This window comes from Acinetobacter sp. MD2 (assembly GCF_035615575.1).
GTDB lineage: Bacteria > Pseudomonadota > Gammaproteobacteria > Pseudomonadales > Moraxellaceae > Acinetobacter.
The window spans coordinates 242149-258663 of sequence record NZ_VTDK01000005.1; the positions used below are offsets into that span (position 1 = coordinate 242149).

At 38.8% G+C, this 16515-nt stretch carries 13 protein-coding genes and 1 CRISPR repeat array; of the genes, 7 read left to right on the forward strand and 6 right to left on the reverse strand.

Annotated features, from left to right (window positions below; genetic code table 11):
* Positions 1–1110 carry a beta-ketoacyl-ACP synthase III gene (locus tag FXN70_RS09250; protein ID WP_324647173.1) on the forward strand — a complete coding sequence of 370 codons (1110 nt, stop codon included), beginning with the start codon at positions 1–3 and terminating at the stop codon, positions 1108–1110.
* A gap of 73 nt (positions 1111–1183) precedes the next feature.
* Here the strand turns inward: FXN70_RS09250 and FXN70_RS09255 are convergent, their stop codons facing one another.
* From FXN70_RS09255 to FXN70_RS09275, 5 genes are all read right to left on the reverse strand, one after another.
* On the reverse strand, positions 1184–1903 hold the full coding sequence (locus FXN70_RS09255; protein WP_324647174.1) for a pirin family protein: 720 nt from the start codon (positions 1901–1903) through the stop codon (positions 1184–1186).
* A gap of 101 nt (positions 1904–2004) precedes the next feature.
* Complete coding sequence (locus FXN70_RS09260; protein ID WP_324647175.1) at positions 2005–2700, reverse strand: PqiC family protein; 696 nt, start codon at positions 2698–2700, stop codon at positions 2005–2007.
* Positions 2690–4336 carry an intermembrane transport protein PqiB gene (locus tag FXN70_RS09265; RefSeq protein WP_324647176.1) on the reverse strand — a complete coding sequence of 549 codons (1647 nt, stop codon included), beginning with the start codon at positions 4334–4336 and terminating at the stop codon, positions 2690–2692. The genes FXN70_RS09260 and FXN70_RS09265 overlap by 11 nt, the downstream gene beginning before the upstream one ends.
* A 1-nt stretch (position 4337) precedes the next feature.
* Positions 4338–5102, reverse strand: a complete 765-nt coding sequence (locus FXN70_RS09270) for a paraquat-inducible protein A (RefSeq protein ID WP_324647177.1) — start codon at positions 5100–5102, stop codon at positions 4338–4340.
* A complete protein-coding gene (locus tag FXN70_RS09275; RefSeq protein ID WP_324647178.1) occupies positions 5099–5752 on the reverse strand; it encodes a paraquat-inducible protein A in 654 nt (217 codons plus the stop codon). The genes FXN70_RS09270 and FXN70_RS09275 overlap by 4 nt, the downstream gene beginning before the upstream one ends.
* Positions 5753–5987: 235 nt before the next feature.
* Between FXN70_RS09275 and cas1f the strand changes: the two genes are divergently transcribed.
* The 6 genes from cas1f to cas6f all read left to right on the forward strand — a co-directional run bounded on the left by cas1f (position 5988) and on the right by cas6f (position 14573).
* Entirely contained in the window at positions 5988–6959 is a 972-nt protein-coding gene (cas1f, locus tag FXN70_RS09280; RefSeq protein WP_324647179.1) for a type I-F CRISPR-associated endonuclease Cas1f, read from the forward strand.
* A 407-nt stretch (positions 6960–7366) separates the two neighbouring features.
* Positions 7367–10762 carry a type I-F CRISPR-associated helicase Cas3f gene (gene cas3f / locus FXN70_RS09285; protein ID WP_324647180.1) on the forward strand — a complete coding sequence of 1132 codons (3396 nt, stop codon included), beginning with the start codon at positions 7367–7369 and terminating at the stop codon, positions 10760–10762.
* A gap of 15 nt (positions 10763–10777) precedes the next feature.
* Entirely contained in the window at positions 10778–12052 is a 1275-nt protein-coding gene (csy1, locus tag FXN70_RS09290; protein ID WP_324647181.1) for a type I-F CRISPR-associated protein Csy1, read from the forward strand.
* A complete protein-coding gene (gene csy2, locus FXN70_RS09295) occupies positions 12052–12939 on the forward strand; it encodes a type I-F CRISPR-associated protein Csy2 (RefSeq protein ID WP_324647182.1) in 888 nt (295 codons plus the stop codon). The genes csy1 and csy2 overlap by 1 nt, the downstream gene beginning before the upstream one ends.
* A gap of 24 nt (positions 12940–12963) precedes the next feature.
* Complete coding sequence (gene csy3 / locus FXN70_RS09300; RefSeq protein WP_324647183.1) at positions 12964–13977, forward strand: type I-F CRISPR-associated protein Csy3; 1014 nt, start codon at positions 12964–12966, stop codon at positions 13975–13977.
* A 2-nt stretch (positions 13978–13979) separates the two neighbouring features.
* Entirely contained in the window at positions 13980–14573 is a 594-nt protein-coding gene (gene cas6f, locus FXN70_RS09305) for a type I-F CRISPR-associated endoribonuclease Cas6/Csy4 (RefSeq protein WP_324647184.1), read from the forward strand.
* A 132-nt stretch (positions 14574–14705) separates the two neighbouring features.
* Positions 14706–16300: direct repeats of the CRISPR family, unit length 28 nt; unit sequence GTTCATGGCGACATACGCCATTTAGAAA.
* A gap of 134 nt (positions 16301–16434) precedes the next feature.
* On the opposite strand, the gene FXN70_RS09310 is transcribed toward cas6f, so the two are convergent.
* Positions 16435–16515 (reverse strand): HNH endonuclease (locus tag FXN70_RS09310; protein ID WP_324647193.1); only part of this gene is annotated, 81 nt, incomplete at its 5' end.

The following is a 16515-nucleotide window of genomic DNA, read 5'->3' on the forward strand; positions in this document are numbered from 1 at the left end:
ATGAGCATTCGCATTACAGGCACAGGGTTGTATCACCCCGAAAGTTCGATTAGCAATGAAGAATTGGTGACGAGCTTGAATGCTTATGTTGCACAATATAATCAGCAACATGCTGCGCAAATTGCGGCAGGCGAAGTGCTTGAGTTGCAAGGTTCAAGTGCCGAATTTATTGAAAAAGCCTCAGGCATTCAGCGCCGTTATGTGGTCGAAAAAGACGGCATTTTAGATATTCAGCGCATGCGTCCGAAATTACAAGCACGTGCAAATGATGAATTGTCATTACAAGCCGAGTGGGGTGTGCTTGCTGCTAAACGCGCCATGGATGCAGCAAAGGTATCTGCTGAAGAGATTGATGTGGTGATTTTGGCATGTTCGAACATGCAACGCGCTTATCCTTCGGTCGCCATTGAAATTCAAGCGGAATTAGGCATTCAAGGTTATGCGTATGACATGAATGTGGCTTGTTCATCTGCAACTTTTGCTATTCAGCAAGCTTATAGTGCCATTAAAACTGGCGCACGTCGTGTATTACTGATCAATGCTGAATTTACCTCTGGTCATTTAGATTTTACCCAACGCGACAGCCATTTTATTTTTGGTGATGTTGCAACCGCCGCCATTATTGAAGACTGTGAAGATAAAACCGGTTATGAAATTTTAGATATTCATTTGAAAACTCAATTTTCCAATAATATTCGCAATAATTTTGGCTTTTTAAACCGCTGTGAAGATGTTTCAGGCGAAGATTTATTGTTTAAACAAGATGGTCGTAAAGTTTTTAAAGAAGTGTGTCCATTGGTGGCTAAAATGATTAGTGAGCAATTAGCGAAAAATCAGCTGACGGCGGATGACGTGAAACGGTTTTGGTTGCACCAAGCCAATGCCAATATGAATGAATTAATTTTAAAATATGTAGCTGGCAAAGACGCCGATTTAAACCGTGCGCCTATTATTTTAGATGAGTTTGCCAATACCTCTTCTGCGGGTGTAATGATTGCATTACACAAAACGGGACATGAAGTAGCACATCATGAATATGCGGTGCTAAGTTCGTTTGGCGCAGGCTATTCGGTGGGTACAGTCTTGCTACGTAAGCAAATTGCTGCTTAATAAAAAATGAGAAATTAAAAAAGTCGGCTGAATTTAAATTGAGCCGACTTTTTTATGGGTTTATGAGTTGGTTTTACATTTGTGGTAATTCGTTTGGACGCAGATCAAAAATTAAAACATCTGCATTTTGACCTTGGCTAAAATGTAAATTTTGTGCGCTACGAATGCGTGCAGCATCGCCTGCATGAAAAATTTGCCCATTGATATCAACCGAGCCTTTGGCAACATGCACATATACATAGCGGTGCTCGGTAATCACGAAATTGGCTTGTTCCGCGCCATCAAACAAACCTGAATAAATATTGATGTCTTGTTTGATGCTTAAAGTTTTGTCAGCAGCATTCGGTGCAATCATTAAATGAAATTTACCGCGTTTATCTTCATCCGCGATATGCAGTTGCTGATAGCTTGGTGTGCTATTTACTTGATTGGGTACAATCCAAATTTGTAAAAAATGGACATTGGTGGTTGCTGAATGATTAAATTCGCTGTGTGCAACGCCTGAGCCTGCACTCATCAATTGAATATCGCCCGGCACAATGATTGAACCCGTTCCCATAGAGTCTTTATGTGCTAAAGCACCTTCAAGCACATAGGAAATAATTTCCATGTTTTGATGTGGGTGTGTGCCAAAACCTTTTGAAGGGCTCACAGTATCATCATTAATAACCAATAAATCGGAGAAGCCGACTTGTTTCGGATCCCAATAATTTGCAAAAGAGAAACTATGCTGTGAATGCAACCAGCCGTGTTGAGCTGTACCACGGTCTTTTGCCAAGCGCATATCGAACATAAGAATTCTCCTTATTAATGAAATCTGTGGCTATTTTATCGTAATACAAAAGCACATAAACTCTCACGAATGAGAGTTTATGTTGCATATTTAGCACGATATTAGCCACAAATTGCAGCAGGTACCTGTGTTGTTCCTTTTTCGGATGCAATGACTGTATTTGAAATGGAGGTGATGACACGATTTAACGCGCTACGCGATGCATTTACCGTATCTGGAATTTTAAATGGGCTTGCAATGGCTTGATTAAACGTCATTCGGCAGCTCAGTGGACGCGCTACATTAGACGCATTCACAGGGTTTGCAATGATGGGTTTAATCGTCCAGCTCACTTCAACTTCAACGCGGTTATTATTGGGATTGGATGCCGATTGAATAGTATCGAAACGTGAAAAGTCTGTTGCAATCCGGTAGGCAATTTTGCCATTAGGCATGCCACTGCTATAGCGGTCGACTGCACCGAGCTGTTGTTGTAATCCTGCCGATAAACTGTCATGCAGTTCAACGGCTAAATTAGACGTCCAACGGTCGTTATCTAAAATTTTTGCCTGACCTTGTTCGCTATTAATCATCAGCGAAGCACGGTCTAAACGGTCAGGTAAATTAACCGGCAATAACTCGATGACGCGTAAAGTGGGTTGCGCGGTGGGCACCACACGCGGTGCAAGCGTGTAGTAGTTGGGCTTTACTGAACTTGAGCATGCCGTTAGCCCAAGTGCAGCAAGGCCAAATAAGCCTGCTGCTGCACCATAAACAGTTGAAGAAAAACGCAAGCGATGTAATGTCTTATTTCTCATTTTTCTTCTCTCCCGATTTGCCACGAATTAAAGATTCAGGATGTTGTTCAATATAGTCGGACATTAATTGTAATGATGCTGCGGTGCGCGTTACTTGTTGTAAGGCACGGCGTAAATCTTGTTGCATTGGTGCATCGCCCGATAAAATCGATTCGGTAGACTGCATGGTTTTACGAGCATCATTTAAGGTGGCTTGAAAGTCCGGTGCCACTTTAGTGTCGAGTTGTTTAACTAATTTATCTGTCGATTCGATGGTGGTATTCATGCTTTTTAAGGTTTTTCTGACATCTGCACCAATTTCATTAATTGGGAATTTGCTGACTTTATCTGCAATTTCAGAAACTTGTGCTTGTAAGCTGTTGAGTTCAGGCGGTGTGGTTGGCACTTCAACAACGCCGTTTTCATGTTGGATTAAACCCACAGGCGGTGCTTTCGGGAATTTATCAAAGGCAATATAATTTTGCCCAGTTAATAGGCTTCCGGTACGCATTTGCGCGCGCCATCCGTTATCAATAAAGCGTTTGAAAATAATCCCCGTTGGGTCTAATTCTTTGCCATTGGCTAGGCGAGAAGGATAGAGCACCGCATCGACCCGCATGCGTAATTTACGATAATGTTGATCAAATTCAACATTAATGGCGGTTACATCACCAATATTAATGCCCATAAAGTCGACAGGGGCACCCACAGCCAGACCACGTAAAGAAGTGTCAAAATACATAATCACGCGATGCGGTTTGCCATCTGGGATTTTTAAAGCATCCACCCGAGAATTCCACAGATTAAAATGACTTTGAGCCGATGCAACGCCCGCATTGGAATTGTCTGGATAACCAAATGCAATGCCGCCTGCAACAATGGTCGCTAAAGACTGCGTATTTAAGCTAAAGCCAGATGCATTCAGGCTGACATCGATACCACTGGCTTGCCAAAAACGCGCATCGGTGGTGACAAATTTGTCGTATGGCGCGCGAATAAAAGTTTGTAATTCAACATGCTGACCATCTTTGGATAAATTATAAGCGGTAATTTGACCCACATTAATCCGTCGATAATAAATCGGTGAGCCAATATCTAACGAGCCTAAGTCATCCGCAGTGAGGAAAAAGACTTTACCTTGAACATCTGACGGGACAACGGGCGGAGTTTCTAAGCCGACAAACTGATCTTGCTTGGTGGTTGCTTTGCCGCCATCAACTTCAATATACGACCCTGAAAGCAAGGTGTCGATCCCTGAAACACCACTGGTGCCAATGCGAGGGCGCACCACCCAAAAACGTGCATCTTTGGCTGCAAAGCCACGGCTGTCTTTACTGAGCTCAATTTCTGCAATCACATGTGAATTGTCTGGTGCCAAATGAATTTTTCGCACCAAACCAATATTGACTTGTTTATAGCGCACAGTGGTTTTACCTGCTTCTAGGCCATCGGCGGTTTTAAATGAAACTTCGATGGTTGGGCCGCGATCCCAAACCGCTTTGACTGCCAAAGAAAGGGCAATGAGTAAGGCAATTAAAGGAATCAGCCAAATAAAGGAAATACTAAAACGCGATTTCTTTTTTTTCGGCTCAGGTACAGGCGGCAGTTCATTAGACTGCGCTGGCTGAGAGGTCGTTGTCGGATCGTTATCAGTCATATTAGGGTTCATTAAATGAGTTGGAATGAGAAATATCTGAAAATACTTGTGAATATGGCTGTGCCGCTGTTGGGTTATTGGCTTGATTTGGATGATTGGCATAATAGCTATCCCAAATCATCCGAGGGTCAAAGCTAAGCGAGGCAAGCATGGTTAAAATAACCACTGCGCCAAAAGCCACTGCACCCGGACCGGCTAAAATGGTGGCTAAGGACTGAATTTGAATCAGTGCAGTCAGCAAACTCACCACAAAAACATCAATCATCGACCAACGGCCAATAAATTCGACCACGCGGTATAACACGCTACAATGCTGAGGGCTAAAGCGCCAATGGCCTCGCGCCTGCATTGTTAGAGTAATTAGCAAAAAACTTAGAATAAATAATTTTAATAGCGGAATGAAAATACTGGCCATAAAAATCACGGATGCCACCAAGTAATCACCCGATTGCCAAAAGAAGACCACACCACTCATAATGGTATCTTGCTGATTGCCGAGCAGAGAATTGGTAATGGTCATGGGCAGAATGTTGGCAGGAATATATAAAATTGTCGCGGTGATTAAAAAAGCAAAAGTCTTTTGCAAACTTTGCGGCTTACGAAAATGTAAAGGTGTTTTACATCTAGGGCATTTTTGCGTGGAATCTTCGGCTTGCTTTGAACGTGGCGTTAAACGCCCACAGCAATGGCAGCGCAATAAGGATAAATCTTTGGCGCGGATTAGCGGTGCTTCGGATGCTGCATGTTCATCTTGGATATTGTTCATGGCAGCTTCCGATCAATGGCATCCCAAATATCTTGGACTTGAATGGCATTTAAAAAAACCATAAATAAACTCAGTGCGGCAAATGCCCACAAGGCGATTTCGGGAATAACGAGTACCATATCAATGAGTTTAACCAGTGTGACCAATATACCAATCAAAAACACTTCAACCATCGCCCAGACTCGAAATACATACAGTGTTTTAAGCGCCATGTGCATAAAAGGCGGACGTTTTTTTAACCAACTCACACTTGCATAAATATAGAGCAATAATACAAGATTAATCAGAGGAATAAAAAACGTCGTAGCCACTAAAATAAAGCCGACAAAACCACGGTGTATATGAAACATCGTCCAAGCTGCACCCAACAAAGTCGTTTCCATACTGTTGCCTTGAACTTCGACTTTTACAATAGGGAAACTGTTGGCCACGATAAAAATAATCAGTGCGGTTAAGACCAGCGCAAGCAAGCGGTTAAACGACTTCACCTCTCGATAAAGTTCTGCACCACAGCAAAGGCAAATCGCTTTTTCACCCAATGCTAAAGGAATTCGTTGATAGAGTGCGTCGCATTCCTCACAGCTTATAAATTGGCTTAATTGTTGTGGAGTGAGTTGTGTGTGTTGATTTGATATAGGAATTTGGGTCATAGCAGAGATACACCCTAAAAGGCCTTATTTTGAATGCGGTATTCTGTCGGTTTATATATCACCATCAATGATGAAAAGTCGAGCGTTGTTTTGAAATTCTACCTTGAAGGTTGGTTTATAGAAAAGATATATTTTTATTGCGACTTAATTTGTCGTACTCATCAGATTATATGCTTTTAAAATAAAGGGGTTGTGCTATTTTAAATATTAATAATTTCATAAATGTAGAATAAAAATGGAACAACTTGCACCTTCAGACTTAAAAGCGATTCTACATTCCAAACGCGCCAATATTTATTACCTAGAACATGCCAGAGTGATGCAAAAAGATGGTCGTGTGTTGTATTTGACCGAAGCTAAAAAAGAAAATCAATACTGGAATATTCCGATTGCCAATACCACGGTGATTTTACTCGGTACAGGTACATCCATTACTCAAGCTGCCATGCGTATGCTTGCCAGTGCAGGTGTTTTGGTTGGGTTTTGTGGTGGCGGAGGTACGCCACTGTTTATGGGATGTGAAATTGAATGGATGATGCCACAAAGTGAATATCGCCCGACGGAATATATGCAAAATTGGATGAGTTTTTGGTTTGATGATGCCAAACGTTTAGAGGTGGCAAAACAATTTCAATTTGCGCGGATTGAATTTATTCGCAAAATTTGGGCAAAAGATAAAGATTTAAAAGATGCAGGCTTTGCCATTGATGATGCGGATATTCAAACCGCACTGAATGGTTTTGAAAATAAAATTCCGAATCAAAGCAAAGTGGGTGATTTATTACTTGCTGAAGCTGCAACCACTAAACAGCTTTATAAAATTGCGGCAATACGTTGTAAATTAGGTTTTGAACGTAACCCTGAACAAGGGGATTTAGCCAATGACTTTTTGAATCATGGGAATTATTTGGCGTATGGTTTAGCAGCAACGACGTTGTGGGTTCTAGGAATTAGCCATTCTTTTGCAGTGATGCATGGCAAAACTCGGCGTGGTGCATTGGTGTTTGATGTGGCGGATTTAATTAAGGATGCTGTGGTTTTACCCTATGCGTTTATTTGTGCCAAAGAGGGCATGGCTGAGCAGGAATTTCGTCAACAGATTTTGCAAAAATTTTCAGAGCATCGGTGTCTAGACTTTATGTTTGAGCAAGTGAAATTGCAAGCTTGCAGAAATTTTGATGATAATAAGAATGTTTCTGATTCTTAGATTTATGAGTTGAATTTATATGAAGATCATATGTAATAAAAATATTTTGTCACGAAGTTTTTTAAATTAACAGTATAATTCACATGGATAGATATTTTTGTGTGGTGGAATATCCTTTATACTTTTCTTACATTAACTAAATGTAGGGAGGGTTGAATGTATAGAAAAAGATTCTTAGTTTTTATTGTAATGGTGATTGTTTATTCGGGTAATCAAATATTCAATAACAATTCTATAGTAATTAACATAGGAGGTTTTTGACGAAATCGGCGACATACGCCACTTAGAAAATGTGCAATATGCTGTTAAGTTCACGGCGACATACGCCAATTATAAATCAAAGACTTATTTATCAGAGGAGTCCTTCTTCTGATAAATTTTAAATTACATTAAATGGACACTTAGCTATGATCGTTACTCTTATCAGTCAATGTGAGAAAAAAGCCATTGCCCGTACTCGTAGAGTACTCGATGCCTTTGCCGACCGTATTGGGGATAACACGTGGCAAACCGTGATTACCGAAGATGGGTTGTTGGCGTTAAAAAGATTACTTAAAAAAACAGTAACGAAAAGTACTGCAGTGTCCTGTCATTGGGTACGTGGTCGGCGTAGAAGTGAATTAATGTGGATTGTGGGGAATCGTAATAAATTCAATTCACAAGGTATTGTGCCTGTAAATACTACACAGAAAAAATTAGATCAGCAGAAATGGGAAACCGACTGGCACTATTTACCTTTAATTAAAGCATTGGTCGCGGTATCTGCGTTGTTGCATGATTGGGGTAAGGCCAGTGCCTTATTTCAGGAAAAACTAGAACGTAATAGTAAAAATGCGAAAAAAGGTGATCCCTTAAGGCATGAATGGATTTCCTGTTTATTGTTGAATGCATTGGTGCAGTCATCGGGCAATATCGAATCGGATGAAGCATGGCTGAACATGTTGATGCAATGCAGTTGGGATGAGCAAACGCTAAAAAACACCGTTTTAAAAAATGCGGATCAATCTAAAGTGTTAGATCAATTGCCACCATTTGCACAATTGGTGGCATGGTTGATTGTTTCACATCATCGTTTACCCGATTTAAGAGAAGAAACGAAGCGAGAACAATATAGCGATAATAAAAAATCTGACTTATCGAGTTTACTTAAAATTATTTCAGCGCAATGGGGTTATCAAAATAAACAAGATGAAGCTGAATATCAAAAAAGATTAAAACAGTGCTTTGAGTTTGATCATGGTTTATTAAGTCAGTCAGCTGAATGGAAAAAACAAATTAAAAAATGGTCAACACGGTTAGCACAAGAATTAACTTCGCAAGAGCAGATTTTTGCCGATGGAAGTTGGCGTGTGATTTTGCATCATGCACGATTGTGTTTAATGTTGGGCGATCATTATTATTCATCTCTTCCAGTAGATGCATCTTGGAAAACAACGGTTAATTTATCCGCAAATACTGATCCAAAAACGAAACAAATTAAACAGAAATTGGATGAGCATTTGGTACGTGTCAGTGATAATGCAATACGTGTTGCACATTCACTCAGCCGTTTAGCCGATGAAATGGAACCTGCTTATGATTTGAAAAAATTAAAGAAAAAAAGTCCGATTGGTTTTGAATGGCAAGATCAAGCGGTAAAAGGGATTCAACAATTTATTCACAATAATGAAAATGCAGAGCAACAAGGCTGGTTTATTGTCAATATGGCGAGTACAGGCAAGGGGAAAACCATTGCGAATGCTAAAATTATGCAGGCACTCTCGAAAGATGCCCAGTCATTGCGTTATATTTTGGCTTTGGGGTTAAGAACTTTGACCTTGCAAACAGGTGATTCTTATCAAAATGACATTGGTTTAAGCAAAGATGAATTGGCTGTTTTAATTGGTTCTAAAGCCGTCCAAGAGTTACACCAAAAAAACAATACGCAGGCGAATGACACAGAACAGACAGATATTGAAGCGTTCGGTTCTGAGTCTTTGGAAGAATTGTTAGAGAATGAACTGCGCTATGAGGATATGCCTCAAGCTGATTTTATGGATGCATTATTCCCACAAAATAAAGCCGAGCGAAATAAGGCATTCTTATATAAGCCTGTTTTAGTGTGTACCATTGATCATATTATTTCTGCAACTGAAACCAAACGAGGTGGAAAGTATATTTTACCAAGTCTTCGATTATCATCTTCAGATTTAGTGATTGATGAAGTGGATGATTTTAATGGGCAAGATCTGATTGCAATTGCTCGCCTGATCCACCTCACGGGCATGTTGGGGCGTAAGGTGATGATTTCATCTGCCACTATTCCGCCTGCTCTGGCAGAAGGTTTTTTTAATGCCTATCAACAGGGGTGGCAACTGTATTGTGCGTTTAAGAAAATCAAAAAAAACGATGCAATTGCGATGTGGGTGGATGAGTTTAAAGCCAAAATAGATGCTATTCCTTTATCTACACACAGTAAAATTATTCAGCATTATCAAAACTGTCATCAAGATTTTGTGAAAATTCGCTCAGATTATTTACAAAAACAAATCGTGAAACATAAAGCCTATATTGTCGATTGTGCAGATTTAGTGCTTGAAAAAACTCAAGACCGTTTAGAGCAAAGTATTCAAGATCAGTATTTTGAACGAATTCGAACTGAAGCCGAAAAGTTACACCATCACCACCACAGTATTGATGCAAAAACTGGCAAAAAAGTCTCATTTGGGGTGATACGTGTTGCCAATATTCCGCCATGTGTCGCACTTACTCGATATTTATTGAATGCTGAATGGTCGGAAAATATTGCACCGCGGGTCATGGCGTATCATAGTCGGCAAGTGCTGTTATTACGTAGTAAGCAAGAACAGCACCTAGATGAAACTCTGAAACGTAAAGAAAAACAAGGTGAACAACCTAAAGCATTTTTAGAAGTCGATAATGATGGCGTTATTCGGCAGCATTTAGATAAAACAGATTGTGATCATGTGATTTTTATTCTTGTCGCAACGCCTGTCGAAGAAGTCGGACGTGACCATGATTTTGATTGGGCAATTATCGAACCATCATCCTATCGTTCGATTATTCAGTTAGCTGGGCGGGTTTTAAGACATCGGAAATTAGCACAAGATATTCAGCAACCAAATATTGCATTGATGCAATTCAATTTACGCGCATTACGAAAAGCGAAGGTTGCTTTTACAAATCCTGGTTTTGAAATCAATAATGCAAAGTTTCGATTGGAATATAAAGATTTAAATCAACTTTTAGATATTCAACAAGTAGAAACAGGAATTACGGCAATTCCTCGTATTCAAGTGAATAGCCCTTTACAAGCCAATAAAAAACTTGCCGATCTTGAACATGCGGTTACAGCGTATCAACTAACGGCTTATGAAAAAAATGGTGCAGAGTTTTTGAATGCTTGGTTGGATGAAACGTGGTATTTAACTGCTTTGCCACAACGGTTTAATCCATTTAGGCAAAGTTCCCCAAATATTCAATTATTTAGAGCATTTCAAAATCGCAAGCTTATGATGTGTATTAAGGATGATTTTGGAGAATATATTGATAGAAGCAGTTGGTACAATATCTCAGATATTGATTTAACGGATTTGGAAAATCAACGACTTTGGCTCAATCGAAACTATTACGACATACTGTGTCGTTTGGCTATTGCAAAAAATCCTGATCACGATGATCTTGATCAAGACGTTGAAAAATTATCAAAAAGATATGGTGAAATTATGTTGCCAGAATATTTAAATGGAAAAAAATTAATATATTCAGATCAATTTGGTCTGGTGGTATCGGATCAAGAATAATAGAGGAAATAAGATATGCCTGAAAATATCACCGCTTTTTTTAACGATCGTAAAGATTTATGGTTGAAAGATCGTCTAAAAAAAGCCAAAGATGATGAAATTGCTGATTTACAACAACAGGCAACAACAAAGTTTAGTCTTGCAGAATGGTTACCTGATGCTGCAAAACGTGTTGGGCAGCTTTCGATGGTCAGTCATCCAAGTAAATTCAGCCATCCTAGTGCTAAAACATCCAGTGTAATTGCCAAGGTAAAAGCTGAAAATGATGGTTACTTACGCAGTGGGAATGTGGATTATCCGCTGGATGTATTTGGTAATGCGGCTGCAATGGATGTATTTAAATTTCTCAGTATTGAATTATCTAACGGTAAAACGGTGTTGGATAATTTTGAAGAGAGTAATGACGTACTTATACAATATATCAGTACATCATCATTAAAATTTGAAGATTTACGGCATGATTTTCTTAAAATCAAAGTAACCGATACGACTTCTAAAACCGATCATTTAGTAAAACAAGTTTATTTCCCGATCAAGCAGAATCAATATCATTTGCTCTCTATTTTGACACCATCAGGATTGATTACAGAATTAAAGCAAAGAGTTGATAAAATACGATTTTCGGATGAAACCAAGCAAGCCAAAGAAAATCGTAAGAAAAATGAATCTGACGCTATCGGCTATGCAGATATTTATGATCTTACGGTAACCGCTTACGGTGGAACACAACCTCAAAATGTCAGTGTACTGAATAGTCAAAATGCAGGTAGAGCGTATTTATTGGCAAGTGTGCCACCTTCTTTTGAAAATAGAAAAGTAACGTTACCTACTCGTGATTTTTTTTCTCAGTGTTTATATGCGAAAGGATACAAAGATACATTCAAGCATTTACAAGAATTGATTAGGAAAGATTTAGATGGTGTGACAGGTCAAAGGAAAAATAATATATCTATTCGTAAAGATATAGACAAGACACTTAGAAAAATTATTGAACAAATTTTATTTACTGCTTTTTGTATTCGTCAATATAAACAGCAGTGGTCGCTTAGTGCATCTTATCAAAATCTGCCTTTGTCTCAGCGTATTTGGCTAGATGATTGTTATCAAGAAGAGCGAGAAGAAAATGATTCATGGTTTGAAGAGATTAGCCATAGAATTGCCAAGTGGATTTTAGATGTTTATCAAGATAAGAATATTGTTCCTCAGTCATATCAATTGGGCGATGGTGAGTTAAGGGCGGTTAAAGAAATCGTTAGAGATTTACTGAATGAAGATAAGGAGTTTTTTTAATGCGCCGTTTTATTTTAATTCCGCATCTTAAGATTCATAATGCCAATGCGATGAGTAGCCCATTTACCATTGGTTTCCCTGCAATGACAGCTTGGTTAGGTGCAGTCCATGCACTACAACGTAAACTGATTGCTCAAGGTTTTGATGAAATTATCTTAGATAAAGTTGCTGTCAGTTGTCATGAATTTAATTTGCAAACCTATAAAGGACAAAATGATTTTGTATCGTCCATCATTGGAACAGCAAATCCATTAGATAAAGATGGAAATAGACCTGCATTTATTGAAGAAGCACGTTGTCATTTAGAAGTTTCATTATTGATTGAATATAAAAATCTTGATCCAGAAAGAATTGATGATTTTTTAAAAACCATTAAGCAATTGATCATCAGCATGAAATTTGCTAGTGGTGATGTTTTGTCTGTAAAAGATAGTCAAGTGCTAAGCTTTAATGAGGATAAAGATGAAGATCAACAGCTTAGACCTATTTTAAATAAACTTATGCTGGGGCATGTACTGATCGAACGCCGTGATTTGGTCATGCAAAGCATGAGTGAAGGGCGAGATGCATTAGATGCCGTATTAGACCACTTAAAAGTCACGCATAGCTCACAACTTGACGATGATGGAAAAGTGACTTGGACATCTCAACGTAAAACACAAGGCTGGCTTGTACCGATTGCAGTGGGTTTTCAGGGGATTTCTGAGCTAGGGCTTGCTAAAAATCAACGAGATGCAAATACACCACATCGTTTTGCAGAAGCAGTTTTGACGCTTGGTGAATTTGTGATGCCTTACCGAATTGAAAGTATTGATCAACTGTTATGGCAATATCATGTTGATTTAGAAAATAATCTATATCTTTGCCAAAACCAAACAACAAACTAACTTTATTTTAAAAAGGAAAAACTCATGGCTAAAAAAGAAAATATCATTGCAAGCGTTTTAGCATTTGAAAAGAAGCTTGTACCATCAGACGGTTATTTTTACGGAACAAACTGGAATAATCGTGCTGAACAAACAGCATTAAAATTGATTCCAAAATCCGTTCGAGGCACGATTTCAAACCGTTTAAAACCTGCGGTTGCTGGCGATCCAATGAAACTTAATGCAGAAGTTGAAAAAGCTAACTTGCAAACTGTTGATGCATGTGCATTAGGTGAACATCAAGACACCTTAAAAGTTGGCTTTACTTTAAAAGTATTAGGTGGCGTGGAAAATCCGTCTGCGTGTAATAATGAAACTTTCTTAAAGTCATATCATGCTGTTGCTCAAAAATATATTGAGAATTATGGATTTACCGAGCTTGCAAAACGCTATGCACTGAATATTGCCAATGCACGTTTTTTATGGCGTAACCGTGTTGGTGCGGAAAAAATAGACGTGGTTGTCACGGTAAATGACCAAGAAGCCGTGACCTTTAATGCATTTGATTATCCATTACATGGTTTTGATCATGCAGATGGGCAAGTACAGAACTTAGCCAATCAAATTGCGAGTGCGTTGAAAGGTGAATTGCCATATTTACTGATTAAAGTGGAAGCTTATGCTTTGGTTGGAAAAGGGCAGGAAGTTTATCCAAGTGAAGAGCTTGTGTTAGATAAAGGCAAAGGCGAAAAAAGTAAAATTTTATATCAAGTCAATGATGTTGCTGCGATGCATTCACAAAAACTAGGCAATGCATTACGCACGATTGATACGTGGTATCCTGAATTTGATGAGAAAAAAACAGCCATTGCAATTGAACCGTATGGTGCTGTCACCAATCTTGGGAAAGCGTATCGCACACCTAAAGATAAAAAAGACTTTTTTACTTTGTTTGATAAATATGCTTTAGGTGAAGCACTTGAAAATGCTGAACAAGAACATTATGTCATGGCTGTTTTAGTGCGTGGCGGTGTCTTTGGTCAAAGTAGTAAGGATTAACGATGCTCTATTACTTAGAAATAACCTTATTAGAGCAGGAAGAAATTCCATTGCATCTTATTTGGTCAAAATTATATACACAAATTCATCTTGCCTTTGTTGAACAAGCCGATGAACAGGGAAAGATTGCTTGCGGGGTTTCTTTTCCTAAATATCGTTTAATTAAACAAAAGCAACTTGGTTTTTTGGGCGATAAAATTCGTATTTTTGCTCATTCAGTAGATGAATTAGCACAATTGAATTTAGATCAGTGGTTACAGCGCCTGATTGATTATGTGCATGTTACGTCTATACGCGAAGTGCCACAAGATAAAGTAACGGGCTATGCCACGTATTTTAAAGCCAGTCCTAAATTGACCATCGAACAGCGGATTGTACATCAAGCAAAGCGCCGTAATATTTCAATTGAGGAAGCGACAGCACATTTTAAAGCGTTGCAACTGACAGAAACTTTTGCACCTTATATCAATATGAAAAGCCAAACCAATGACATGATGTTTCGCTTGATTATTGGTAAAACGCTTGTTGATAAGGCAAGTATTGGAAAGTTTGGGACTTACGGACTCAGTCGCACATTCACTGTACCCGAATTTTAACCCAATATTTTTTTGACTCTTTAACAGCTTAATAAAATCAATGAGTTATAACTTTGCTTTAAAACTTTGGGTATTTGATGCTTTTTAGGGCTAAAGCACTGTTATAACTTTATTTTTTGCTTTATCCTTACTGTTCATGGCGACATACGCCATTTAGAAATTACGCAACGTCCAAACCATGAAATGAGTTTGGGTTCATGGCGACATACGCCATTTAGAAAGAGATCAGCCTTGCCAACGATGCAATCCGTGAGTTCATGGCGACATACGCCATTTAGAAAAACGATCAATAATTTTTGCACGTAGTTCAATGTGTTCATGGCGACATACGCCATTTAGAAAATAGCAAAGTTTCGATCAAAAAAAACTTCCGAGTTCATGGCGACATACGCCATTTAGAAATGCAAGAAGCTTTTGAGCGTTTGTGCCTGCATGTTCATGGCGACATACGCCATTTAGAAAAATGTCCACGATGTATGTGAAGCCAAACCCAGGTTCATGGCGACATACGCCATTTAGAAATAAAAAACGTGTTGTGACGTTTGAAGACCACCGTTCATGGCGACATACGCCATTTAGAAAAACCAATCGCTTTCAACAAGCACTATGTTTTTAGTTCATGGCGACATACGCCATTTAGAAAATTAAAGTCAGGACCATTCGGTGGAATACCGCGTTCATGGCGACATACGCCATTTAGAAATTTTACTATGCAAGACACGCAAGCCTATATTTGTTCATGGCGACATACGCCATTTAGAAAAATGCGCTGTGAAATCGATTATGAAAAACTTAGTTCATGGCGACATACGCCATTTAGAAACTGAAGACATTCCATACGTAAAACCACCTTTTGTGTTCATGGCGACATACGCCATTTAGAAAGCACAAATTCTTGCAGATACCATTGCCGAAGCGTTCATGGCGACATACGCCATTTAGAAAGGATGGAACATTACGACCTGAGTCCAATGCAAGTTCATGGCGACATACGCCATTTAGAAATATAAACAACTTGTTTGATAAGTCATTTATATGTTCATGGCGACATACGCCATTTAGAAACTTTTGTATCATTACCTTGCTTAAACGTAATATGTTCATGGCGACATACGCCATTTAGAAAAACAAACAAGACCTGAAAAACAAACAAGAAGAGTTCATGGCGACATACGCCATTTAGAAAGTAGCCATTCAGAACGAGAGTTAGACCTAGAAGTTCATGGCGACATACGCCATTTAGAAATGTTTTGCGTGTATAGTCTTGTTCCCTCCCTTGTTCATGGCGACATACGCCATTTAGAAAGTTTGCTTTTCTATGTCCTGTGCCTGCTCTATGTTCATGGCGACATACGCCATTTAGAAATGTCATACATTTCTCCAAGCATAAAAAAAGCAGTTCATGGCGACATACGCCATTTAGAAAAACAACCAAGGAACAAGTAATTTACAATGTTTTGTTCATGGCGACATACGCCATTTAGAAAAACAACAATATCAAATTGCAGATATTGGTTTTGTTCATGGCGACATACGCCATTTAGAAAAATCAATACATTCTGCTGCTGTACGCCAAGGCGTTCATGGCGACATACGCCATTTAGAAATGCTATACGCTCTAGGGTTGCATTCGCTAATGGTTCATGGCGACATACGCCATTTAGAAATTTTGGAATGTCAACGTTAAAAGCCTGATCTGGTTCATGGCGACATACGCCATTTAGAAAAATCTGCGTATTTTTTCGATATTATGTAGCAACCGCACAAAACTATAATAATCAATTATTTAATAAGGAAGAAGCTAAAATTAATTTAGCTTCTTTAAAAATAGCTATCAGCAATTTATACAAAACTAATATTACTAACGATTACCTTTACTTCGATTATGGGTAATGCAGAGCATTTCACAATTATCTAAAGTTGTTGCACCGCCTTTACTCCA

Bases quoted from the DNA above. Each gene is read 5' to 3' on its own strand.
- cas3f (WP_324647180.1), top strand. From the start codon at position 7,367: ATGATCGTTACTCTTATCAGTCAATGTGAGAAAAAAGCCATTGCCCGT.
- csy2 (WP_324647182.1), top strand. From the start codon at position 12,052: ATGCGCCGTTTTATTTTAATTCCGCATCTTAAGATTCATAATGCCAAT.
- FXN70_RS09265 (WP_324647176.1), bottom strand. From the start codon at position 4,336: ATGACTGATAACGATCCGACAACGACCTCTCAGCCAGCGCAGTCTAAT.
- FXN70_RS09275 (WP_324647178.1), bottom strand. From the start codon at position 5,752: ATGACCCAAATTCCTATATCAAATCAACACACACAACTCACTCCACAA.
- FXN70_RS09270 (WP_324647177.1), bottom strand. From the start codon at position 5,102: ATGAACAATATCCAAGATGAACATGCAGCATCCGAAGCACCGCTAATC.
- cas6f (WP_324647184.1), top strand. From the start codon at position 13,980: ATGCTCTATTACTTAGAAATAACCTTATTAGAGCAGGAAGAAATTCCA.
- cas1f (WP_324647179.1), top strand. From the start codon at position 5,988: ATGGAACAACTTGCACCTTCAGACTTAAAAGCGATTCTACATTCCAAA.
- csy3 (WP_324647183.1), top strand. From the start codon at position 12,964: ATGGCTAAAAAAGAAAATATCATTGCAAGCGTTTTAGCATTTGAAAAG.
- FXN70_RS09255 (WP_324647174.1), bottom strand. From the start codon at position 1,903: ATGTTCGATATGCGCTTGGCAAAAGACCGTGGTACAGCTCAACACGGC.
- FXN70_RS09250 (WP_324647173.1), top strand. From the start codon at position 1: ATGAGCATTCGCATTACAGGCACAGGGTTGTATCACCCCGAAAGTTCG.
- FXN70_RS09260 (WP_324647175.1), bottom strand. From the start codon at position 2,700: ATGAGAAATAAGACATTACATCGCTTGCGTTTTTCTTCAACTGTTTAT.
- csy1 (WP_324647181.1), top strand. From the start codon at position 10,778: ATGCCTGAAAATATCACCGCTTTTTTTAACGATCGTAAAGATTTATGG.